This is a genomic window from Streptococcus cristatus AS 1.3089, from assembly GCF_000385925.1.
Classification (GTDB): domain Bacteria; phylum Bacillota; class Bacilli; order Lactobacillales; family Streptococcaceae; genus Streptococcus; species Streptococcus cristatus_B.
Map to the genome: position 1 here is coordinate 46,506 of NC_021175.1, position 22,279 is coordinate 68,784.

The window sequence follows — 22,279 nt, forward strand, 5'->3', positions numbered from 1 at the left end:
TACTCTCGTTCCGTGACTAAGTCAAGGAAGTTTTAAAAGGATGCCTTTTAAAATGAGACAGAGGGAGATTATATGAAATCTTATCAAGAATCTATTTTTGGTACTTTTAAAGGACAGGATGTCCTAGCCTATACCTTTGAAAATAAGCTAGGCTATCGCTTCAAGGTCATGAACTATGGCGCAACGATTTTAGAATATCAGACGCCGGATAAAAATGGTGATTTTGCCAATATCATTCTAGGTTTTGAGCGCTTTGATGATTATGTTGGCAATAGTCCCAAGCATGGTGCCAGCGTGGGACCAGTTGCAGGGCGGATTGCCAAGGCTACTTTTGAGCTGAATGGTCAGTCCTACCAGCTGGAAGTCAATAATGGCCAGAATTGCAACCACAGTGGCTCTACCGGCTGGGATGGCGTGATTTTCCAGACAGAGAACGTCACAAACGAGGGTGTCACATTTTACACAGAGCGCCCAGATGGGACGGGCGGTTTCCCAGGAAATTTGAAGATCTGGATTTCCTATTCTTTGACAGAAAAAGGAGAGATTGAGGTTTCCTATCAAGTTCAGACAGACCAAGATAGTCTGGTCAATCCGACCAACCACAGCTATTTCAATCTGTCAGGTGATTTTAGTCAGCCGATTGATCAGCATGTCCTCCAGCTGCATACCAAAGGGGTGTATCCGATTGCTCCTGACGGCGTGCCAGCAAAAGAAGTGGATGAGAATCGTGGCTTTGTCAAAGGCCTGCAAACAGGTCTGGCGCTGAAAGAAATTTTTGCTGACCAAGACGAGCAAATTCAGGTCGTGTCAGGGCTAGATCACCCCTTTGCTCTTGATAAAGAGCAGGAAGAGGCGGGTTACCTTTATGATTCGGCATCAGGTCGCTATCTGACTTTCCGTACAGATGCTCCTTGTGTCGTGACTTATTCGGCTAATTTTGTCGATGAGTCAGTCATCATCAATGGACAGCCAATGATTCAGCATAATGGTCTGGCGCTGGAAGCACAGGTCTTGCCTGATGCGATTCACAGTAATTTGAAGGATCAGGTCATTCTCAAGGCTGGCCACATTTTCACCAGCACCACCGTTTATTTCGCAGGAGTGAAATAAACAGTAAACTTGCTTCATTGAAGTGTATCTTACATGGCGATACTAGCCTCAGATACAAGAAAGCGGCAGATTCCCCCTCTGCCGTTTTTACTATTTATTTTATTGGTTGTCTAAGTCTTGTGGTTGGAAAAATTGATTGTAACGTTCTTCATCTTCTTGGTTATCACGGATAACTTTAGCAAGAGTGAATGAAGAAGAAATCAATCCGACAGAACCCATGAGATAGTATCCTTTAACCATCAAAGGCTCTTTCAAAGTATAGAGGCCAATGAGAACAAGAGTCACAAAGAAGGCGAATGAGCCCCAAGCCATAAACATAAAGGCTGGTGTATTCCGATAAGTTTTCTTTTTAAGGTTGTTCATATCTAAAATCTCCTTTTCGATTTTTTTTATTGTATCATGAGTTCCTGAAGCAGTCAATGAAATAGAGGTTATTTTAATCAGACTGAACAATTCGTATTAGTTTGTATCATCTTAGTAAGATGTTTAAAAGTATTTTATTTTTAAAATATGGTTTATTTAAGTAAACTTTAAGATAAGGACGTTATACTAATACCATCAAATGAAGACCTCCTAACTTTATTTGATAGAAATCCTAAAACTTTTTCATAATAATCTCCCATAAGAGCCACCAAATTCGGTGGCTTTTTTTGTATTCAGAAGCGGGTCGGATTACTTCCTCTGCCCTATTTTTTGCTATAATAGTTCTATGAGTAGAATTTTAGATAATGAATTAATGGGGGATGAGGAGCTGGTAGAACGTACCCTCCGTCCTCAGTATTTACGAGAATATATCGGTCAGGATAAGGTTAAGGATCAGCTGAAGATTTTTATCGAAGCGGCTAAATTGCGGGATGAGGCCTTGGATCATGCCTTGCTTTTTGGCCCTCCGGGTCTAGGAAAGACGACCATGGCCTTTGTCATTGCCAACGAACTCGGTGTGAATATCAAGCAGACTTCTGGCCCAGTCATTGAAAAGGCTGGTGATTTGGTGGCCATTCTCAATGATTTGGAGCCAGGTGACGTTCTTTTTATCGATGAGATCCACCGTTTGCCTATGGCAGTGGAGGAAGTGCTCTACAGCGCCATGGAGGACTTTTACATTGACATTATGATTGGGACTGGCGAGACCAGTCGCAGCGTCCATCTGGAATTGCCACCTTTCACGCTAATTGGGGCGACCACTCGGGCGGGCATGCTGTCTAATCCTCTGCGGGCTCGTTTTGGGATTACTGGTCATATGGAGTATTATGAAGCCAGCGACCTGACCGAAATCGTCGAGCGGACGGCAGAGATTTTTGAGATGGATATTACCCACGAGGCTGCTCGAGAGCTGGCTCTGCGTAGCCGGGGCACGCCGCGGATTGCCAATCGTCTGCTCAAGCGGGTGCGAGACTACGCCCAGATTATGGGGGATGGACTGGTCGATGCTCAGATCACAGACAAGGCCTTATCCATGCTGGACGTGGATCGAGAAGGGCTGGACTATGTAGATCAGAAAATCCTACGAACCATGATTGAAGTTTATGGGGGTGGTCCAGTCGGGCTGGGGACACTTTCAGTCAATATTGCTGAGGAGCGCGAAACGGTGGAAGACATGTATGAGCCTTACCTGATTCAGAAAGGCTTTGTTATGCGGACACGGACTGGGCGCGTGGCGACTCGTAAAGCCTATGAGCATCTGGGATATGAGTATATGGAGGAATGATGACCGATCAGGAGATTTTAGAGAGACTGGGTCAGGATCAGGCTATCCGAGAGATTTTGGAGATGATCCGCAGCCTAGAATTGAAAGATTCTTGGCTGGCTGCAGGCAGTGTCAGAAATTTTATCTGGAATATCTTGTCTAGCAAGCCGGGCTTTGATGCTGAAACGGATGTGGATGTCATATTCTTTGACCCAACTGTGTCCTATGAGAAAACTTTGCAGCTGGAGATGGAGCTGAGAAAAGCTTTTCCCGCTTATTCTTGGGAACTGAAAAATCAAGTTTATATGCACATTCATAGCCCCAACACCCAGCCCTATACTAGCTCGAAAGATGCCATGAGCAAGTATCCTGAGTGCTGCAGGCTATCGGTCTGCGATTGCTGGGAGATGACAAGCTAGAGCTCTTTGCTCCCTATGGTTTGGCAGATATTCGGGCATTTCAGGTGCGACCAACATCACATTTTTTAGCGGATGCAGAGCGGAAGAAGCTTTATATGCAAAGAATCCGCAAGAAAAACTGGCAGGCTAAATGGCCACAATTAAGTTTTGAACATCCTTCTGAAGAAAAGTAAAGTTGAATCTGGTGCAAGCTAGATTGAGTGGGTGACTGCCTAAATGATCTGTACTCTGAAACTCAGACACAAAAGCTAACGGCATAATTAGCGGTTTTTCAGAGTCCGCTTCCGCTGTCACAGAATAATCAAGAAAGCTCCACTGTTTTCTTTTTATTCTGGTATAATAGATTTATGAAGAAAATTGTATTTGTTTGTTTAGGAAATATCTGCCGTAGTCCGATGGCAGAATTTGTTATGAAAAGTCTGACCGATGATATACACATTGAGAGTCGAGCGACATCTAGTTGGGAACATGGCAACCCTATACATCAGGGGACTCAGGCTATTTTTAAGAAACATGCGATTTCTTATGATAAGAGAAAAAGTTCTCAGCAGATTTCCTCGCAAGATTTTGCAGAATTTGACTATATCATCGGCATGGATGAAGCCAATATTCTAGATTTGAAGAAAATGGCGCCAGTGGATTTTCAGGATAAAATCTACCAGTTTGCTGATCTCGGTGTGCCAGATCCTTGGTACACGGGCGATTTCGATGAGACTTATGAACTGGTTTTAGCTGGTTGCCACAAGTGGCTAGAACGCTTAAATGGGTGAAAAATGGATAAAATAAAAGAATTTTACGATAAATATAAAATCTATCTGACCCGTCAGAATTTAGAAATCCTAGCAGTGACTGTGATTGCTTTGTCAGCGATTTTGGTATTTACCTCCAATATCCCTGGTAAGGGTGTGCTGACGCTGGATCAGGGTAATATAAAATATGAGGGCAGTCTGGTTCACGGGAAAATGAACGGCGAAGGCACCCTGACATTTAAAAATGGGGATAGCTACAAAGGCCATTTCAAAAATGGGACTTTTGATGGTAAGGGTACTTTTACATCCAAGGCTGGTTGGAAATATGAAGGTGAATTTGCCAACGGTCAGGCCGATGGTAAAGGAAAACTGACGACAGAAAGTAATGTCGTCTATGAAGGAAGGTTCAAGCAAGGAATTTATCAAAATGCGCATTAGATGGTTTTCACTGGTTCGGATTACTGGACTGGTCTTGGTGTTGCTCTATCATTACTTTCAGGGAGTTTTTCCTGGAGGTTTTATTGGAGTGGACATCTTTTTCACTTTTTCAGGATTTTTGATTACTTCATTATTGATTGATGAGTTTACAAGAAGTCGGACGATTGATATTGTAGGCTTTCTGAAACGGCGCTTTTATCGTATCGTTCCTCCGCTCGTTTTTATGATTTTGGTCAGTATGCCCTTTACTTTATTGATCCGACGGGATTTTGTGGCAGGTATTGGGACGCAGATTGCGGCTGCTCTTGGCTTTGTGACCAATTTTTATGAAATGATGTCGGGCGGCAGTTATGAAAGTCAGTTTGTGCCGCATTTGCTGATTCACACTTGGAGTCTGGCACTGGAAGTGCATTACTATATCCTCTGGGGCTTGGCTGCTTGGGGCATTAGCAAGATTAGTAAGTCAGTTGCTCAGTATCGAGGGATGATTTCTCTGAGTTCGGCTGCTCTATTTTTGTTCAGCTTCTTGGCTATGTTTATCGGAGCCTTTTTCAGCAAGAATTACTCCAATATTTATTTCTCAAGCCTGACCCACGTCTTTCCTTTCTTTGCGGGAACAGTGCTAGCGACTTTCTCTGGAGTCGGAAATGTGGGCGTTCAGATGAAGAAACTGGAAGAAAAGGTCGAAATCAAGCAAGTCTTGATCGCTTTAGCTGGCAGTTTTGTTCTTCTTATCTTACTCAGCTTTATTTTGAAATTTGACAGCCTGTGGACTTATTTATTTGGTTTCTTGATTTCAACACTTCTGGCTTGTGTCATGATAGCAGCAACTCGCATCTTGCACGATAAATTACCAAATATTAAGGAGCCTAGTCCTCTCAACTTTATTGCAGATACTAGCTATGGTGTTTACCTCTTCCATTGGCCTTTCTATATTATTTTTACTCAGTTGATGAGCAATGGTTGGGCTGTGCTTTTGACTACAATCTTGAGTTTTGGTTTCGCGGCTCTTTCCTTCTATATTTTAGAGCCGACTTTAGCTGGACGGAAGCCTCGGATTTTTGGCAAGGAGATGAATGTAAGTTCCATCACCAAGCCGATTTTCTACAGTTTCATTCCGCTGACTTTTATCTTGCTTATTATCACCATCACAGCTCCGTCTGTGGGTGCCTTTGAGGAAAGCCTGATTGTCAATGCTTTGAATCAAGCCGATACGAAAATGCAGACAACTCGTAAGCACGCTGACCAAAAAACTGCGACAAATTATAACGTGGCAGAGGGAACGACTGTTATTGGTGATTCGGTTACCTTGCGCTCCGCTGAATGGATCCAAGAGGCTATACCTGACGCTCAAGTCGATGCAGTGGTTAGCCGTAATTTAGTGTCTGGTCTGGAATTTTTCAAGAACGATATTGCTAACCAAACACTGCTTCAAAACGTCGTTTTGGCATTGGGAACCAATCCGGTTGACAATTATGAAGAATTGCTGGATCAGTATATCGAGCTCTTGCCAAAAGGCCATCGCTTAATTTTAGTCACGCCATATGATGGCCGGACAGCCAATGATCCAAGTAGTATTCCTGTTAAGATGCGACAATACGAACTTGAACTTGCTAAGAAATATGATTTTGTATATGTAGCAGACTGGTATCAGGTCGCGATTAACAATCCGCAGATTTGGATTGGAACAGACTATGTCCATTATGGGGCAGATTCAGAGTCAATGGCAGAGGGAGGTAAACTCTACTCTAACATGATGAAAGAAGCATTGAATGCTGCTTCAAGTGGCAGTGTTAAGCCATAAAACTAGCTCGGTTATTTTGCCGAGCTAATTTTATAAACAATAAGAAAGCGCTTCCGTAAGGTTTAGAGAAAAGTTTGTGAAAATATTCATAATGAAGGAAGAGTTCAGTGGAAATGCTAATATAACGGCATTTGGGAAAATAATCAAGAAAAAGTTTGTGAACTTTCATTGGAAGTGTTTACAAATTTAGGAGAATAGGGTATAATCATATTGTGAAATAATTAACAAAGGTTAAAATCTTCATCTAACCTTTTGGCAGAAACCATTGGAGGATTATAATGGCTGATAAGAAGAAAACTGTTGAACAAGAGGACAAAGTATTAGCGGCTGAAAAGCATGTTGACGGACTTGTACAAAAAGGTCTCCTAGCTCTTGAAGAAATGAGAAAATTGAACCAAGAGCAAGTGGATTATATCGTAGCGAAAGCTTCTGTTGCAGCACTTGATGCACACGGTATCCTTGCTCAACACGCGATTGAAGAAACAGGTCGCGGTGTATTTGAAGACAAGGCAACGAAAAACCTTTTTGCCTGTGAGCACGTCGTCAACAATATGCGCGGTGTTAAAACTGCTGGTGTTATCGAAGATGATCCTGTTACTGGTTTGACTAAGATTGCTGAGCCTGTCGGAGTTGTTTGTGGTATCACTCCAACGACTAACCCAACATCAACAGCAATTTTCAAAGCATTGATTGCCTTGAAGACACGTAACCCAATCGTTTTTGCCTTCCACCCATCTGCTCAAGAATCATCTGCTCACGCAGCGCAAATCGTTCGTGATGCAGCTATCGCAGCTGGAGCACCAGAAAACTGTGTGCAATGGATTACAGAACCATCTATGGAAGCAACAGCGGCTTTGATGAACCACGATGGTATTGCAACAATCCTTGCAACCGGTGGTAACGCCATGGTTAAGGCTGCCTACTCTTGCGGAAAACCAGCTCTTGGGGTTGGTGCCGGAAACGTTCCTGCTTACATCGAAAAATCTGCTGATCTTCGACAAGCAGCTCATGATATCGTGATGTCTAAATCATTTGACAACGGTATGGTCTGCGCATCTGAGCAAGCGGTGATCATTGACAAGGAAGTTTATGACGAATTTGTAGAGGAATTCAAGTCATACCACACTTATTTTGTAAACAAAAAAGAAAAAGCTCTTCTTGAAGAATTCTGCTTCGGCGCTAAAGCAAACAGCAAAAACTGTGCGGGTGCTAAGCTCAATGCAGATATTGTTGGTAAGCCAGCTACATGGATTGCAGAACAAGCAGGCTTTAAAGTACCAGAAGGTACAAACATCTTGGCTGCAGAATGTGCTGAAGTAGGTCCAAATGAGCCATTGACTCGCGAAAAACTTTCACCAGTTATTGCTGTCTTGAAAGCTGAAGATAGAGAAGACGGTCTTAAAAAAGCTCGCCAAATGGTTGAATTTAACGGACTTGGTCACTCAGCAGCTATCCATACAAAAGATGAAGAATTGGCTAAACGCTTTGGTACTGAAATCAAAGCTATGCGGATCATTTGGAACTCTCCATCTACTTTCGGTGGTATCGGGGACGTATATAATGCCTTCATTCCATCCTTGACACTTGGATGTGGTTCATACGGACGCAACTCAGTTGGTGATAACGTGAGCGCTATTAACCTTCTAAACATCAAGAAAGTAGGGAAACGTAGAAATAATATGCAATGGTTTAAAGTTCCTTCAAAAATTTACTTCGAACGCAATTCTATCCAATACCTTCAAACATGTGAAGATATTGAACGCGTTATGATCGTTACTGACAAATCTATCGAAAAACTTGGCTTTGTTCAACGTGTGATCGATCAATTGAACGCCCGTAGCAACCGTGTAACGATCCAAGTCTTCTCAGATGTTGAACCAGATCCAGACATCACAACTGTAGAACGTGGTGCGGAAGTGATGAAAGCATTTGAACCAGATACAATCATCGCTCTTGGTGGTGGTTCTCCAATGGACGCGGCGAAAGTAATGTGGTTCTTCTACGAACAACCAGAAATCGACTTCCGTGACTTGGTTCAAAAATTCATGGATATCCGTAAACGTGCCTTCCGCTTCCCATCACTTGGTAAGAAAGCGAAATACATTGGGATTCCAACAACATCTGGTACAGGTTCAGAAGTAACACCATTTGCCGTTATCTCTGACAAGAAAAACAACCGCAAATACCCATTGGCTGACTACTCATTGACACCAACTATTGCGATTGTTGACCCTGCTTTGGTTGAATCAGTTCCTGACTTCATCGCTGCTGATACAGGTATGGACGTCTTGACTCACGCGACTGAGGCCTACACTTCAAACTTCGCTAATGACTATACAGACGGTATTGCGCTTCAAACTATCAAGCTTGTCTTTGAATGGTTGGAAAAATCTGTTAAGACAGCCGATCCAGAAGCACGTGAGAAAATGCATAATGCGTCTACAATGGCAGGTATGGCCTTTGCAAATGCCTTCCTTGGTATGAGCCACTCAATGGCCCACAAGATCGGTGGTGTTCACCACACTGTTCACGGACGTACAAATGCAATCTTGCTTCCATACGTCATCCGTTACAATGGTACTCGTCCATCTAAGACAACTACATGGCCTAAGTACAACTACTGGAAAGCTGATGAGAAATTCCAAGACATCGCGAAAATGCTTGGTTTGCCTCACTCAACTCCAGAAGAAGCAGTTGAAGCATACGCTAAAGCTGTTTACGAACTTGGTGTTGCAGTAGGTATCAAGATGAACTTCAAAGACCAAGGAATCGATGAAAAAGCTTGGAAAGATAGCTTGCATGAAATTGCTTTGCTTGCTTATGAAGACCAATGTTCACCTGCAAACCCACGCTTGCCAATGGTAGCTGACATGGAAGAAATCATGGCAGATGCTTACTATGGCTACGGAGAACGTCCAGGACGTCGTAAATAATATAGTTATCAACCACAGAGTTTGGGACAAAAAGATTTGAATTTTTAAAAATCTTAATTATTAAGCCCTTCAAATCTATAATTAAATGTGAAAAGCGAACAAAGCAGAATTCTGATTACCAGAAAACTAGTTTTGTTCGCTTTTTATATTTGAGGTCGGACTTTTGTCCCAGCCTCTTTTTTGGCGTGATTGGAGCAATTATGATATAATAAAAAACAAAGTTTGGTGATTAAATTATTTGTTTTTCAAATAATAATGAGGGTTCTGGTTGATGAATAATGTTGGAAAAAGAATAGAAGAGTTGCGCAAACAAAAAGGTTTGAGCCGTCCGGCCTTTTGTGATGATGAGTCTGGTTTGTCTGTCCGCCAGTTGGCACGTATCGAAAAAGGAGAGTTTCATCCCACTCTGAAAACTCTGGAGCATATTGCAGAAAAATTGGAGATTCCAGCCTATATCCTCATGCCTGACTATCAAGAGCTGCCAGAGCGTTATAAGGAAATCAAGTATTTTCTGCTTCATCACCCCGACTATGGAGATAAGAAGCTGCAAGAACAAAAAGATGCGTATTTTGATGAAATCTTTGAGGACTTTTATGAGAATCTCCCAAGAGATGAGCAGATAATGATCGATTGCTTGCAGGCGATTGACCAGGTGCGGGCAGGCCAAAATTCATTATATGGTCAAGGTGTGTTGGAGAATAGTTTTGACAGTCTAGTCGACGTAGAACCGTTTCATACTAGTACATTATTGAAATCAAGACTTTATTTTCTCTGTGCATTAATGGATGGATTGAATTCAGGATTTATAAAAGAAACTACGCAAGAAGAAATTGTTCTTCTATTTAAAAAGCTATGTCATCAAATAGAAGAAACTGAATTAGAAGATTTATATTTATTGCGGGATGCTCTGTTTGCAGCACTGTGCTGTTTGGAGCTTGTTGGAGAGTTCTCCTATTTCAAGATGGCAGTAGATAAGTTAAATTATATTATGAATAGAACCCGAGATTTCCAAAAGAAACCATTAATTTTAATGGTTGAGTGGAAATATTATATTCAGTGTGATTTTAATGAGGCAAATCGTAAGTATAAAGAGGCGAAAATGGTTGCTCAAATATTTGGAAATGAGGAATTGATAACGAGTCTTGATGGAGAATGGAAAGAAGATATAAAAAATATATTCAATAATTTTTGAATAGTGGCAGAAATGTCCTGATATACTAAAATTTTTGGCAAGATTTGATATTCTTGTCAATTTTTTTTATTTTGTTCGGATTTTACTATCTATTTATTAAAAAAATAGTGACATTTCTGTCATTGGTGATTTTTTGTTGCGCTGATATAATTATTCTTGTAAATAAGACATCAGGAAGGGAATGATAATGTGTGAAAAAGTTATTGACGTACAAAATATTAGTAAAAAATTTGGAAAATCTAGTGCTTTACAAGATGTGTCCTTTTCTTTTCGATTAGTAAAGGTGAAATATTTGGATTTTTAGGTCCATCTGGTTCGGGAAAAACAACAATGATTATTTGAATATTAAGTTGATTCATGGAAAAAATAGTAAATAAAGGAGTGAATTAATGAGAGGTTTTAAAAATAGTATCAGTAACAAGCTACAAGGTGTTTTTCTAACTATCATTTTGTTAGGCGGTTTAGCAATTGCTTTGGTGGAAAGAAGATTATTGATTTCGTTAATTCTTATCGTGGCTATTATGATTTTATCATTTACAAATATGATATGGCTTAGACAATTAGATCAAAATGTACATTGGGAAAATAGGTCAAAATAGAAATTTAAAGGAGTAATTTTATGGAAATGACAGACAAACATATGAATGAGATATTTTTCGAGGAAGTACCAGTAGATGAGCTTTATGGGAATGCTCGAGATTTCATTGAAGGTTTCGGTGTTGGAATTGGTATTGTAGCTGCTGCTGCAGGAATTGTAGCTTTAACTTAAAGGAGTAATTTTATGGAAATGAAAGATAAACATATGAATGAACTATTTTTTGAAGAAGTAAAAACAGACGAACTTTATGGAGATGGGTGGTTTATTGGAGGTGTTGCAGGTGGTGTTTTAGTTGGCGGAGCTATTTGGGCAGGCATAGTTTTAACTTAAAGGAGGAAGTTTATGGGAATGACATATAAACCATTTGAATAAAAATTAAGATTAGTAGTGGGTAAATCTCCTTCGGTATATTTATCCACTACAGAAATTATAGGGTCAAAAAGTTCCAGAGCCAATCAAGACTTTAGAACTTTTTCAATATACTTGGTTATCGGATATTTACGATAAAATAAAACTTTTGGCAATTATTGTCAAAAGTTTCAGATTGTAGACAAAGTCTTGAGAAAACACATTTCTCAGGGCTTTTTGTCGTTTTTAGGAGTATAATAGAGGTAAGAGGTGCAGCTGATGTTTCATAAAAACCAAGTAGATTTAGAGCGGCAACAGCTGGAAATGTGCATGACAGCCAGCTTTTTCTGCTCCTCTTTGCCAAGCTGGAACTTTTTGAGCCCCAAACTATTGTCATGGACTCTGGTTTTAAGACGCCCAGTATTGCCAAGTTCCTGCTGGACCAGGAGCTAACGCCAGTTCTGCCTTACACCCGACCAAGGGGAGATAAGCACATGTTTCGCCCTAAAGATTTTGTTTATGATGAATACTATGACTGTTATCTCTGTCCGCAAAACCAGGTATTAAGCTACAGCACAACCAATCGTGACGGCTACCGAGAATACAAAAGCGATTCCTCTATTTGTCAAAACTGCCCTCTTTTGACTGTCTGCACCAGAGCTAAGAATCATCAGCGGGTCATCACCCGGCATGTTTGGAAGGATTATTTAGATAGATGTGAAGATATTCGTCATACCTCTGTGATGAAGGAATGGTACAAGCGGCGCAAGGAGACTATTGAGCGAGACTTTGGGACCGCCAAAGAATATCACGGTATGCGCTACACTAGACAGATTGGTAAGGCCAAAATGGAAGATCGGGTTGGTCTGACTTTTGCCTGCCTGAATCTCAAAAAACTGGTGAAAATGATTGCCTAGAGGGGCTTTTTATTTTGCCTGAATCGCAAGATCTTAGCTATATGACTAGTGTACAAGGAAAATCAGATAGAAATGATGAACAAAAAAAGACAAACCACTTCGAGAAAAGTAGTTTGTCTACGGTCTGAAGTTTTTTTATTTTGTTTGGAATTATAGCTAAGGAACTCATCATCAGTTGCTACTTAGAAATCAACTCTATCAAGAATTTCTATCAAATGTTCAAAAAGCAGGTTAAAAGGTGTGATTCTTTATTTACCTCGCTTGCTTTGTTTTTAGTAATGTGACATTAAAAAGAGGTCAGGGAATTTCTCCGACCCCTTTTTTTGAAACTAGTTTCAAAAAGAAAAAGAATCACAGCAAAAACAGAAATTAAATTCTTAATATTGCAAAGGATTGAAAAAGGGAAGGCGCTGTGCTATTATTTATGTAAGGGTTTACAAAAACAATATTGTTGGAGGATAAGATGCGCAATCCAGATTTATTAGCAGAAGCAAAGGATTACAGAGGCAGAGATGAAGTTCCAGCGGATTTTGATACTTTTTGGGATTGTCAGATTAGCAGTTTGAGTGGCTTGCCGGACTATCAGCTGATTGAAAAAGACTTTCAAATCGCTGGGGTGACCTGCTATGAGCTAGTTTTTGAGGGAACGAATCGGGGGCGAACCTATGCCCGTATAGTTCTTCCCAGATCGAGTAAAAAAGTTCCAATTATCTTTCATTTCCATGGCTATATGGGGCGTGGCTGGGATTGGGCCGATATGCTGGCCTATACAGTGGCTGGCTATGGTGTTGTATCTATGGATGTACGCGGCCAGTCAGGCTATTCCTTGGATGGAGGGGCGCTTGTAAGGGGCAATACGGTCAAGGGTCAGATTATCCGTGGGGCAGTGGATGGACCAGAGCGTCTCTTTTATAAGGATGTCTATCTAGATATTTACAGCTTGGTTGAGATTGTGGCGAGTTTGGACTTTGTGGACGAGGAACGTTTATCCAGTTACGGTGCTTCTCAGGGCGGAGCCTTGGCTTTGGTGGCAGCGGCTCTCAATCCGCGTATTAAGCAGACCGTGGCTATCTATCCTTTCTTGTCAGACTTCCGGCGGGTGTTGGAGATTGGTAATAGCAGCGAGGCCTATGATGAGCTCTTTCGTTATTTTAAGTTCCACGATCCTTTCCACGAAACGGAGGATGAGATTATTCAGACCTTGTCCTATATCGATGTGAAAAATATGGCTCACCGCATTCAAGGGAGCGTGCGGATGATAACAGGACTTGCTGACGATGTTTGTTATCCGATTACCCAGTTTGCGATTTACAACCGGCTGGAGTGTACTAAGGAGCACCATCTCATGCCAGAGTACGAGCATGAAGCCATGAATGTCTATGTCAATGATAAAGTTTTCAACTGGCTTTGCGGCTCAAAGATTGACCATCCTTCTTTGTTGGAAGCTTTTAAAGACTGGTAAAAATAGATAGTAGTAAGAAAGAAACTAAGCCTGAGATTAGCATAATCTCAGGCTTTTTATGGTAAATTATTCAAAATCTATTACAACTTTTTTGTAGAAACACTTCTAATCCTGAAAGTAGTTTCAGCTTTTAAGAAAGGAAGTCGGTTTTTAGAAACTAAAATCTAAATCTCAAAACGTATTGAAAGCGCTTTATTTTTTGTATATAATGACATTATAAAAAGAACGGAGAAAACATAGAAAAAGGAGAGATTATTTATGTCACAGATTAGCAAAGATCAATTAATTGCAAAAATCAAAGATGGCATTATCGTTTCCTGTCAAGCTCTGCCTCATGAGCCCCTCTATACAGAGGCTGGTGGAGTCATCCCTCTCTTGGTCAAGGCGGCTGAAGAAGGCGGGGCAGTTGGTATTCGAGCTAACAGCGTGCGAGACATCAAGGAGATTAAGGAAGTAACCGAGCTCCCGATTATTGGGATTATCAAACGGGACTATCCGCCACAGGAGCCTTTTATCACTGCGACTATGCGGGAAGTGGATGAGCTGGCTGCCCTTGATATCGAGGTCATCGCTCTGGACTGCACCCAGCGGGAACGCTATGATGGTTTAAAGATTGAGGACTTTATCCGACAAGTCAAGGAGAAATATCCGCAGCAACTGCTGATGGCCGACATTAGTACCTTTGAGGAAGGTGTGGCAGCTGTAGCAGCTGGTGTTGACTTTGTCGGTACGACCTTATCAGGCTACACATCCTACAGTCCTAAGGTAGACGGACCAGACTTTGAACTGGTCAAGAAGCTCTGTGATGCGGGAGTAGATGTGATTGCTGAGGGCAAGATTCACTATCCAGATCAGGCTAAGCAAATCCATGATTTAGGTGTTCGCGGTATTGTAGTAGGCGGAGCTATTACTCGACCAAAGGAAATCACCGAGCGTTTCGTTGCAGCAGTAAAATAAAGTGAGGTAAAGCAATGACGACCTTAAAGTTAAATAAGCTCTACAAAAAATATCCTAATAGTGATTTCTACTCTGTAGAAAATTTCGACTTGCAAATCAAAGACAAAGAATTTATCGTCTTTGTTGGCCCTTCTGGATGTGGGAAATCCACAACGCTTCGTATGATTGCGGGATTGGAGGACATCACTGAGGGCGAGCTCTATATCGATGAGACACTAGTCAATGATATTGCTCCCAAGGATCGTGATATTGCCATGGTTTTCCAGAACTATGCCCTCTATCCACACATGACAGTCTATGACAACATGGCGTTTGGATTGAAACTGCGCAAGTACAGCAAGGAAGATATCGACAAACGGGTGCAAGAAGCAGCTGAAATCCTTGGTTTGAAAGAGTTTCTAGACCGCAAACCAGCGGACTTGTCTGGTGGTCAACGTCAACGGGTAGCTATGGGACGGGCCATCGTCCGAGATGCCAAGGTTTTCCTGATGGATGAACCTTTGTCAAACTTGGATGCGAAACTGCGGGTGTCCATGCGTGCTGAGATTGCCAAAATCCACCGCCGTATCGGAGCAACAACCATCTACGTTACCCACGACCAAACCGAGGCAATGACCTTGGCCGACCGCATTGTTATCATGTCAGCGACGAAAAATGAAGCGGGAACGGGAACTATCGGTCGTATCGAGCAAGTCGGAACTCCGCAAGAGCTTTACAATGAACCAGCGAATAAGTTTGTTGCAGGCTTTATCGGCAGTCCAGCTATGAACTTCTTTGAAGTGATGGTATCTGGTCATCAACTGACTGATGGTGATCAACTCAATCTTACCCTGACAGGTGGTCAAGAGAAGCTTTTGACAGAAAAAGGCTACCAAGGTAAGAAAGTTATTTTGGGTATCCGACCAGAGGATATCTCAGCCGACTTGATTGTAGAGGATACTTTCCCTGGCGATGTGGTCGATGCGGAAGTTGTCGTGTCAGAGTTGCTGGGTAGTGACTCAGTGCTCTACTGTAAGGTGGGTAGCCAAGAGTTTTCAGCCAAGGTAGATGCTTCTAATTATCTGGAGCCAGGTTCGAAGCTTCGCTTCACCTTCAAACTACCTAAGAGTCATCTGTTTGATAGTGAGACTCAAAAACGAATTACTTTGTAAAACAACCTAAAATGAACTGACTGACTTTATTTTAGGATAAAAGAAAGGTCACAGAAAAGGAGTGATTGTACTTTTAAAAGTTTAGGATTTTAATCAAATATAGGTGGACGCTTGTCCAGAGAATAACACAGGAAAAACGAGGCTGGGGCGCCTAATGAAAGAGGTCTGTCCCACTCTCCAATAGGCAGGTAAAAGCTGTTTAGGTCAGCTTGGAATCTTAATTTTAAAGGAGAAAAACACATGAAAATGAAGAAATTGCTTTGTTCATTGGTAGCGGGAGCTACAGTTCTTACGTTAGCAGCTTGTAGCGGTGGTGGTAGCTCAAATAAAGCAGCTAGCTCTGGAGATAAATCTGGTAAGACAGAGATTACTTGGTGGGCATTCCCAGTCTTCACTCAAGAAAATGCTAATGACGGTGTGGGAACTTATGAGAAATCCATCATTGAAGCATTTGAAAAAGCAAATCCAGATATTCATGTTAATTTGGAAACAATCGACTTCAAGTCAGGTCCAGAAAAAATTACGACAGCTATCGAGGCTGGAACAGCGCCAGATGTGCTCTTCGATGCACCAGGCCGGATTATTCAATACGGTAAAAACGGTAAGTTGGCAGACTTGAACGACCTCTTCACAGATGATTTCGTCAAAGATGTTAACAACGACAATATTATCCAAGCCAGCAAGGCTGGAGACAAAGCTTATATGTATCCAATTAGCTCTGCTCCATTCTACATGGCAATGAATAAGAAAATGTTGGAAGATGCTGGTGTCCTCAACCTAGTTAAAGAAGGCTGGACAACAGATGACTTTGAAAAAGTTTTGAAAGCGCTTAAAGATAAAGGTTATACACCTGGCTCTCTCTTCAGTAACGGTCAAGGTGGAGACCAAGGAACTCGTGCCTTCATCGCTAACCTCTACGGTGGATCTGTTACAGACGAAAAAGTAACTAAATATACAACTGATGATCCGAAATTTGTCAAAGGTCTTGAAAAAGCAGTGAGCTGGATCAACAATGGCCTCATGATGAACGGTTCTCAATACGATGGTGGAGCAGACATCCAAAACTTCGCTAACGGTCAAACTTCTTACACTGTACTTTGGGCACCAGCACAAAATGGTATCCAAGCTAAATTGTTGGAAGCAAGTAAAGTAGAAGTGGTTGAAGTACCATTCCCATCAGACTCAGGCAAACCAGCCCTTGAATACCTTGTAAATGGTTTTGCAGTCTTTAACAACAAAGACGACAAGAAAGTAGAAGCAGCCAAGAAATTTGTGAAATTCATCGCTGATGACAAAGAATGGGGACCTAAGGACGTTGTTCGTACAGGTGCTTTCCCAGTTCGTACATCATTTGGTAAACTCTATGATGACAAGCGTATGGAAACAATCAGTGGCTGGACTAAATACTACTCACCATACTACAACACCATTGATGGATTTGCAGAAATGAGAACACTCTGGTTCCCAATGTTGCAATCTGTATCTAATGGAGATGAAAAAGTTGAACCTGCTTTGAAGACATTTACTGAAAAAGCAAACGAAACGATTACTAAAAAATAAGCAAGTTTAAAATCCGCCCCTTTTTCTGTTGTCAGTCTCTAAAAATAGAAAAAGGGGTATTTTGTTAGAAAATCTTGAAAGAGGGGTACCTCATTGTGAAAGTCAATAAAATCAGAATGAAAGAAACCCTAATATCATATGCGTTTTTAGCTCCAATTCTTATATTCTTTACAGTATTTGTTTTGGCGCCTATGATAATGGGATTTATCACTAGTTTCTTTAATTATACAATGACCTCATTTACATTCGTTGGGTTTGATAACTACATTCGGATGTTCAATGATCCAGTTTTTGTTAAGTCACTCATTAATACAGTCATTATTGTAATCGGCTCTGTGCCGGTAGTTGTGCTCTTCTCTTTGTTTGTGGCTTCACAGACCTATGAGATGAATGCTGTTTCTCGCTCCTTTTACCGTTTCGTCTTCTTCCTGCCAGTTGTTACAGGTAGTGTTGCCGTGACGGTAGTGTGGAAGTGGATATACGATCCCCTGTCTGGTATTTTGAACTTTGTTTTGAAATCTGGGCACATCATCAACCAAAACATTTCTTGGTTGGGAGACAAACACTGGGCTCTGATGGCTATCATCGTTATTTTGCTGACAACATCTGTCGGTCAGCCGATCATTCTCTACATTGCAGCTATGGGAAATATCGATAATTCTCTAGTGGAAGCTGCGCGTGTGGATGGGGCAACAGAGATGCAAGTCTTTTGGAAAATCAAATGGCCGAGTCTTTTACCAACGACACTTTATATTGCTATCATCACAACTATTAACTCATTCCAATGTTTCGCCTTGATTCAGCTGTTGACATCAGGTGGACCAAACTATTCAACTAGTACGCTTATGTACTATCTATATGAAAAAGCCTTCAAGCTATCTGAATATGGCTATGCAAACACCATGGGAGTCTTTCTAGCGATTATGATTGCGATTATCAGTTTCGCTCAGTTCAAGATCCTCGGTAACGATGTGGAATATTAAAGAAAGGAGCAGGAATATGAAACCTCAAAAAATTAGTTCATTTAAAGTGTTCTCATCTGTGATTTTAGCACTTTTGACCGTGCTCTTTATCTTTCCATTCTATTGGATTCTGACTGGAGCATTTAAATCTCAGCCGGATACAATTATGATTCCGCCTCAATGGTGGCCACAAAACCCGACAACAGAGAACTTCCAGCAATTAGCCGTTCAAAATCCAGCTTTGCAGTGGATGTGGAACAGTGTCTTTATTTCACTGGCGACCATGTTCTTGGTTTGTGCGACATCATCTCTAGCTGGTTACGTTTTGGCTAAGAAACGCTTTTACGGGCAACGGATTCTCTTTGCCATCTTTATCGCGGCTATGGCCTTGCCTAAGCAGGTTGTCCTAGTGCCTCTAGTGCGGATTGTCAATTTCATGGGAATCCACGATACCCTTTGGGCGGTTATTTTGCCTTTAGTTGGCTGGCCGTTCGGGGTCTTCCTCATGAAGCAGTTTAGTGAAAATATCCCGACAGAGCTTCTAGAATCAGCTAAGATCGACGGTTGTGGTGAAATCCGGACCTTCTGGAGTGTAGCCTTTCCTATCGTCAAACCAGGCTTTGCTGCTCTGGCTATCTTCACCTTTATCAACACTTGGAATGACTACTTCATGCAGCTCGTAATGTTGACCTCGCGGAACAATCTGACGATTTCGCTAGGGGTTGCGACTATGCAGGCTGAGATGGCAACCAACTACGGTCTGATTATGGCCGGTGCTGCTTTGGCGGCAGTGCCAATCGTAGCAGTCTTCCTCATCTTCCAAAAATCCTTCACTCAAGGGATTACTATGGGAGCTGTCAAAGGATAAGGTACTCAATAGAGGAAATAAGACTATGATTTTTGATGATTTAAAAAATGTGACTCGTTACAAGGGTCTTCATCCCAATCTGGATAAAGCGATTGATCATCTCTATGAGCATCGCAAAGACAGCTTTGACTTGGGACGCTATGAAGTGGATGGAGACAAGGTCTTTCTCTTGGTTCAGGAAAATATCCTCAATCAAGAGGCCAATGATCAATTTGAATATCATAAAAAATATGCAGATTTTCATCTGCTAGTAGCAGGGCATGAATATTCTGTCTATGGTAGCCAGATGGTCGATGAGGCAGTGGCTTTTGATGAAGAGGCGGATATCGGCTTTGTTCATTGTCAAAATCGTTATCCTCTCTTGTTGGGTTACCATAATTTTGCGATTTTCTTTCCAGAAGAGGCTCATCAGCCAAATGGCTATGCGGGTCTGGAAGAAAATGTCAGAAAGTATCTTTTTAAAGTTTTAATAGACTAGCCCCAGGTTAGCGAGATTTTTGAGTGTGCTAGGCTAGCAGAGAAAGGAGAAACTTATGTCAGATAAAGGAACAGGACTCATCAGAGCTATATTTGATACGGATAATTTTTTCATGCAAATCTGTGAGAAAATCCTAGATTTGATGACGGTCAATCTTCTCTTTCTCTTGTCTTGCCTGCCCTTGGTGACCATTGGGATTGCCAAGATCAGTCTCTATCAAACACTTTTTGAAATCAAGGGAAACCGTCGAGTAAAAGTAATCAGAACTTACACTCGAATCTTTCGAGAAAATTGGAAGCAAGGACTCAAACTGGGCTTGCTGGAATTGGCTTTAGTCGGCATTAGTCTCTTTGACCTCCTGCTTTTTCGGACGCAGGAAGCCCTGCCTTTCCAAGTTTTAAAGGCGGTTTGTTTTGGAATGATTATTTTTACAATCCTGCTTTCTCTTTGCGTCTATCCCTTGGCTGGTAAATTTCTCATGTCTTTTAGAGACGTTTTACAGACTAGCCTAGTGATTGTAAGTCTGAATTTTCCTTGGTTCTTTATTATGATGGCGGTCATAGCTGCGATCCTCGTCATCATCTATAGTTCAGGCTTTGTGTTGCTGTTAGGATTTTCCCTCTTTGCCTTTATCGGCTTTGCAGGTCTGGCTTTTTTGCAGCTTCCTATTTTGGAAAAAATCTTCGCTAAATATAGCAGTCTATAATCTAGAATTAGTACATTTGGAGAAAATTTGAAAATGAAAGATTTAAAGAAATATCACGGTGTCATCCCAGCTTTTTATGCTTGTTATGACGAGGAGGGTGAAATCAGCCCGGAGCGGACTCGCGCTTTGGTGGAGTATTTCATCGACAAGGGCGTGCAAGGTCTCTATGTCAACGGCTCGTCAGGCGAATGTATCTACCAGAGCGTGGCCGACAGAAAAGTAATTTTGGAAGAAGTAATGAAAGTTGCTAAGGGCAAACTGACTATTATTGCTCATGTGGCCTGCAATAATACTAAAGACAGTATCGAGTTGGCCAAACACGCTGAGGCTCTAGGAGTTGATGCCATTGCGGCTATTCCACCGATTTATTTCCGTCTGCCAGAATACTCTGTCGCTCAGTACTGGAATGATATCAGTGCGGCTGCCCCACATACTGATTTTGTGATTTATAATATTCCGCAATTGGCTGGCGCAGCGCTGACTCCGAGTCTTTATAAGGAAATGCTGAAAAATGAGCGCGTGATTGGGGTGAAAAATTCCTCTATGCCAGTTCAGGATATCCAAACTTTTGCAGCACTTGGAGGCAGTGACCATTTGGTCTTTAACGGTCCAGATGAGCAGTTCTTGGGCGGTCGTCTCATGGGAGCGGCAGCTGGAATTGGTGGCACCTACGGGGCTATGCCAGAGCTCTTCCTCAAGCTTAATCAACTGATTGCAGACAAGGAACTAGAAAGAGCTAAAGAGCTGCAGTTTGCCATTAACGACATTATCGGCAAGCTAACCAGTGCTCATGGCAATATGTATGCTGTTATCAAAGAAGTTCTCAAGCTCAACGAAGGACTGACTATCGGCTCTGTCCGTGCTCCTCTGACACCAGTCGTAGATGCAGACCGTCCAGTCGTAGAAGCAGCAGCGGCCTTGATCCAAGAAACTAAGAAGCGCTTCCTCTAAAAAGAAAGAAGGATGCTTATGGGAAATTATGTTACGATTGACATTGGCGGTACTAATATCAAATACGGCCTGATAGACGACCAAGAAACGCTAGTAGAAGCCCATGAAATACCTACGGAAGCCCATAAGGGTGGTCCAGAGATTATGCGTAAGGTTCAAAAGATAGTTTCTGATTATGTGCAGGCTGGTTCAATTGAGGGGATTTGTATCTCCTCAGCTGGCATGGTCGATCCAGACAAGGGAGAAATCTTTTACGCTGGTCCTCAGATTCCTAACTATGCTGGGACGCAATTTAAGAAGGTCTTGGAGGAGGAATTTTCCATTCCTTGCGAGATTGAGAATGACGTCAACTGCGCCGGTCTGGCTGAGGTCATGTCTGGCCACGGTAAGGGAGCAAAAATTGCTGTCTGCCTGACAATTGGGACAGGGATTGGCGGTTGTCTAGTAGCGGATGGTCAAGTTTTTCACGGCTTTAGCAACTCAGCCTGCGAAGTAGGCTATTTACACCTGCCGGACGGGGCTTTTCAGGATGTAGCTTCTACCACAGCCTTGGTTCAATATGTCGCTGACTTGCACGGAGATGATCCATCTCTCTGGAATGGTCGAAGGATTTTCAAAGAAGCGACCGAGGGCAATACCTTCTGTATCAAAGGAATTGACCGCATGGTAGGCTATCTGGGGCAGGGCATTGCCAATATCTGCTATGTCGTCAATCCGGAAATCGTCATCTTGGGCGGTGGTATTATGGGACAAGAGGCCATCCTCCGGCCGCGTATCCAAGCGGCTCTCAAGGATGCTCTGGTGCCGAGCATAGCTGAGAAGACCAAACTAGCCTTTGCCTATCACCAAAATACGGCAGGCATGTTCGGAGCCTACTACCACTTTAAAAGTAAACATCAGTAATACAAGCAAACCTGGGAGTGACCTCAGGTTTCTTTTGTTTTAGTAATGCTTCTTCCATCGATAGTTAGACGACTTTCAAGTGGCTG

General features: G+C 42.0%; 21 protein-coding genes and 3 pseudogenes. 23 read left to right on the plus strand and 1 reads right to left on the minus strand.

Going from position 1 to position 22,279, the window contains the following annotated elements:
- The first annotated feature begins 72 nt into the window (after positions 1-72).
- On the plus strand, positions 73-1,110 hold the full coding sequence (locus I872_RS00285; protein WP_015604197.1) for an aldose epimerase family protein: 1,038 nt from the start codon (positions 73-75) through the stop codon (positions 1,108-1,110).
- A 99-nt stretch (positions 1,111-1,209) separates the two neighbouring features.
- Here I872_RS00285 and I872_RS00290 read toward each other — a convergent pair whose 3' ends face one another.
- A complete protein-coding gene (locus I872_RS00290) occupies positions 1,210-1,473 on the minus strand; it encodes a YiaA/YiaB family inner membrane protein (RefSeq protein WP_015604198.1) in 264 nt (87 codons plus the stop codon).
- Between the two features lie 346 nt (positions 1,474-1,819).
- Here I872_RS00290 and ruvB point away from each other — a divergent pair, with 346 nt between their 5' ends.
- From ruvB to I872_RS00385, 22 genes and pseudogenes are all read left to right on the plus strand, one after another.
- A complete protein-coding gene (gene ruvB / locus I872_RS00295; RefSeq protein ID WP_015604199.1) occupies positions 1,820-2,818 on the plus strand; it encodes a Holliday junction branch migration DNA helicase RuvB in 999 nt (332 codons plus the stop codon).
- Positions 2,815-3,389, plus strand: a pseudogene (locus tag I872_RS00300) (nucleotidyltransferase family protein). The gene ruvB and the pseudogene I872_RS00300 overlap by 4 nt, the downstream one beginning before the upstream one ends.
- Positions 3,390-3,563: 174 nt before the next feature.
- Entirely contained in the window at positions 3,564-3,986 is a 423-nt protein-coding gene (locus I872_RS00305) for a low molecular weight protein-tyrosine-phosphatase (RefSeq protein WP_015604200.1), read from the plus strand.
- 3 nt (positions 3,987-3,989) lie between these two features.
- Complete coding sequence (locus tag I872_RS00310) at positions 3,990-4,403, plus strand: MORN repeat-containing protein (protein ID WP_015604201.1); 414 nt, start codon at positions 3,990-3,992, stop codon at positions 4,401-4,403.
- Positions 4,393-6,207: an acyltransferase family protein gene (locus tag I872_RS00315; RefSeq protein WP_015604202.1), complete on the plus strand. Its 1,815-nt coding sequence runs from the start codon at positions 4,393-4,395 to the stop codon at positions 6,205-6,207. The genes I872_RS00310 and I872_RS00315 overlap by 11 nt, the downstream gene beginning before the upstream one ends.
- Before the next feature lie 278 nt (positions 6,208-6,485).
- Positions 6,486-9,140: a bifunctional acetaldehyde-CoA/alcohol dehydrogenase gene (gene adhE, locus I872_RS00320; protein ID WP_015604203.1), complete on the plus strand. Its 2,655-nt coding sequence runs from the start codon at positions 6,486-6,488 to the stop codon at positions 9,138-9,140.
- A 271-nt stretch (positions 9,141-9,411) separates the two neighbouring features.
- Positions 9,412-10,332: a helix-turn-helix domain-containing protein gene (locus I872_RS00325; RefSeq protein WP_015604204.1), complete on the plus strand. Its 921-nt coding sequence runs from the start codon at positions 9,412-9,414 to the stop codon at positions 10,330-10,332.
- A gap of 187 nt (positions 10,333-10,519) precedes the next feature.
- Positions 10,520-10,668: pseudogene (locus tag I872_RS11240) on the plus strand (ABC transporter ATP-binding protein); the annotation flags it as partial.
- Between the two features lie 53 nt (positions 10,669-10,721).
- On the plus strand, positions 10,722-10,931 hold the full coding sequence (locus I872_RS00330; protein ID WP_015604206.1) for a hypothetical protein: 210 nt from the start codon (positions 10,722-10,724) through the stop codon (positions 10,929-10,931).
- Between the two features lie 20 nt (positions 10,932-10,951).
- The gene (locus I872_RS11975; RefSeq protein WP_167320504.1) at positions 10,952-11,101 is read left to right on the plus strand and encodes a hypothetical protein; all 150 of its coding nucleotides are present in this window, start codon (positions 10,952-10,954) and stop codon (positions 11,099-11,101) included.
- 12 nt (positions 11,102-11,113) lie between these two features.
- The gene (locus tag I872_RS11980; RefSeq protein WP_015604207.1) at positions 11,114-11,260 is read left to right on the plus strand and encodes a hypothetical protein; all 147 of its coding nucleotides are present in this window, start codon (positions 11,114-11,116) and stop codon (positions 11,258-11,260) included.
- A gap of 335 nt (positions 11,261-11,595) precedes the next feature.
- Positions 11,596-12,192: pseudogene (locus tag I872_RS00335) on the plus strand (transposase); the annotation flags it as partial.
- A gap of 466 nt (positions 12,193-12,658) precedes the next feature.
- Positions 12,659-13,657, plus strand: a complete 999-nt coding sequence (locus I872_RS00340) for an acetylxylan esterase (RefSeq protein ID WP_015604209.1) — start codon at positions 12,659-12,661, stop codon at positions 13,655-13,657.
- 258 nt (positions 13,658-13,915) lie between these two features.
- Positions 13,916-14,614: an N-acetylmannosamine-6-phosphate 2-epimerase gene (locus I872_RS00345; RefSeq protein ID WP_015604210.1), complete on the plus strand. Its 699-nt coding sequence runs from the start codon at positions 13,916-13,918 to the stop codon at positions 14,612-14,614.
- 14 nt (positions 14,615-14,628) lie between these two features.
- Positions 14,629-15,765 (plus strand): ABC transporter ATP-binding protein, encoded by a 1,137-nt coding sequence (locus I872_RS00350; protein ID WP_015604211.1) that lies wholly within the window; start codon positions 14,629-14,631, stop codon positions 15,763-15,765.
- Positions 15,766-16,005: 240 nt separating this feature from the next.
- Positions 16,006-17,325, plus strand: coding sequence for an ABC transporter substrate-binding protein (locus I872_RS00355; protein ID WP_015604212.1), 1,320 nt, complete (start codon positions 16,006-16,008; stop codon positions 17,323-17,325).
- A 95-nt stretch (positions 17,326-17,420) separates the two neighbouring features.
- Positions 17,421-18,308: a carbohydrate ABC transporter permease gene (locus tag I872_RS00360; protein WP_015604213.1), complete on the plus strand. Its 888-nt coding sequence runs from the start codon at positions 17,421-17,423 to the stop codon at positions 18,306-18,308.
- Between the two features lie 16 nt (positions 18,309-18,324).
- Positions 18,325-19,155: a carbohydrate ABC transporter permease gene (locus I872_RS00365; RefSeq protein ID WP_015604214.1), complete on the plus strand. Its 831-nt coding sequence runs from the start codon at positions 18,325-18,327 to the stop codon at positions 19,153-19,155.
- Positions 19,156-19,180: 25 nt separating this feature from the next.
- Positions 19,181-19,633 carry a NanQ anomerase/TabA/YiaL family protein gene (locus tag I872_RS00370; protein WP_015604215.1) on the plus strand — a complete coding sequence of 151 codons (453 nt, stop codon included), beginning with the start codon at positions 19,181-19,183 and terminating at the stop codon, positions 19,631-19,633.
- 55 nt (positions 19,634-19,688) lie between these two features.
- A complete protein-coding gene (locus I872_RS00375) occupies positions 19,689-20,339 on the plus strand; it encodes a DUF624 domain-containing protein (protein ID WP_015604216.1) in 651 nt (216 codons plus the stop codon).
- A 33-nt stretch (positions 20,340-20,372) separates the two neighbouring features.
- The gene (locus I872_RS00380; protein WP_015604217.1) at positions 20,373-21,290 is read left to right on the plus strand and encodes a dihydrodipicolinate synthase family protein; all 918 of its coding nucleotides are present in this window, start codon (positions 20,373-20,375) and stop codon (positions 21,288-21,290) included.
- Between the two features lie 18 nt (positions 21,291-21,308).
- Entirely contained in the window at positions 21,309-22,193 is an 885-nt protein-coding gene (locus I872_RS00385) for an ROK family protein (protein WP_015604218.1), read from the plus strand.
- The last annotated feature ends 86 nt before the right edge of the window (positions 22,194-22,279 follow it).

Coding starts and splice junctions, on each gene's coding strand:
- I872_RS00285 (WP_015604197.1), top strand. CDS start 73: ATGAAATCTTATCAAGAATCTATTTTTGGTACTTTTAAAGGACAGGAT.
- I872_RS00375 (WP_015604216.1), top strand. CDS start 19,689: ATGTCAGATAAAGGAACAGGACTCATCAGAGCTATATTTGATACGGAT.
- I872_RS00355 (WP_015604212.1), top strand. CDS start 16,006: ATGAAAATGAAGAAATTGCTTTGTTCATTGGTAGCGGGAGCTACAGTT.
- I872_RS11980 (WP_015604207.1), top strand. CDS start 11,114: ATGGAAATGAAAGATAAACATATGAATGAACTATTTTTTGAAGAAGTA.
- I872_RS00340 (WP_015604209.1), top strand. CDS start 12,659: ATGCGCAATCCAGATTTATTAGCAGAAGCAAAGGATTACAGAGGCAGA.
- I872_RS00330 (WP_015604206.1), top strand. CDS start 10,722: ATGAGAGGTTTTAAAAATAGTATCAGTAACAAGCTACAAGGTGTTTTT.
- I872_RS00385 (WP_015604218.1), top strand. CDS start 21,309: ATGGGAAATTATGTTACGATTGACATTGGCGGTACTAATATCAAATAC.
- I872_RS00365 (WP_015604214.1), top strand. CDS start 18,325: ATGAAACCTCAAAAAATTAGTTCATTTAAAGTGTTCTCATCTGTGATT.
- I872_RS00350 (WP_015604211.1), top strand. CDS start 14,629: ATGACGACCTTAAAGTTAAATAAGCTCTACAAAAAATATCCTAATAGT.
- I872_RS00305 (WP_015604200.1), top strand. CDS start 3,564: ATGAAGAAAATTGTATTTGTTTGTTTAGGAAATATCTGCCGTAGTCCG.
- ruvB (WP_015604199.1), top strand. CDS start 1,820: ATGAGTAGAATTTTAGATAATGAATTAATGGGGGATGAGGAGCTGGTA.
- I872_RS00370 (WP_015604215.1), top strand. CDS start 19,181: ATGATTTTTGATGATTTAAAAAATGTGACTCGTTACAAGGGTCTTCAT.
- I872_RS00290 (WP_015604198.1), bottom strand. CDS start 1,473: ATGAACAACCTTAAAAAGAAAACTTATCGGAATACACCAGCCTTTATG.
- I872_RS00315 (WP_015604202.1), top strand. CDS start 4,393: ATGCGCATTAGATGGTTTTCACTGGTTCGGATTACTGGACTGGTCTTG.
- I872_RS00325 (WP_015604204.1), top strand. CDS start 9,412: ATGAATAATGTTGGAAAAAGAATAGAAGAGTTGCGCAAACAAAAAGGT.
- I872_RS00345 (WP_015604210.1), top strand. CDS start 13,916: ATGTCACAGATTAGCAAAGATCAATTAATTGCAAAAATCAAAGATGGC.
- I872_RS00380 (WP_015604217.1), top strand. CDS start 20,373: ATGAAAGATTTAAAGAAATATCACGGTGTCATCCCAGCTTTTTATGCT.
- I872_RS00310 (WP_015604201.1), top strand. CDS start 3,990: ATGGATAAAATAAAAGAATTTTACGATAAATATAAAATCTATCTGACC.
- I872_RS11975 (WP_167320504.1), top strand. CDS start 10,952: ATGGAAATGACAGACAAACATATGAATGAGATATTTTTCGAGGAAGTA.
- adhE (WP_015604203.1), top strand. CDS start 6,486: ATGGCTGATAAGAAGAAAACTGTTGAACAAGAGGACAAAGTATTAGCG.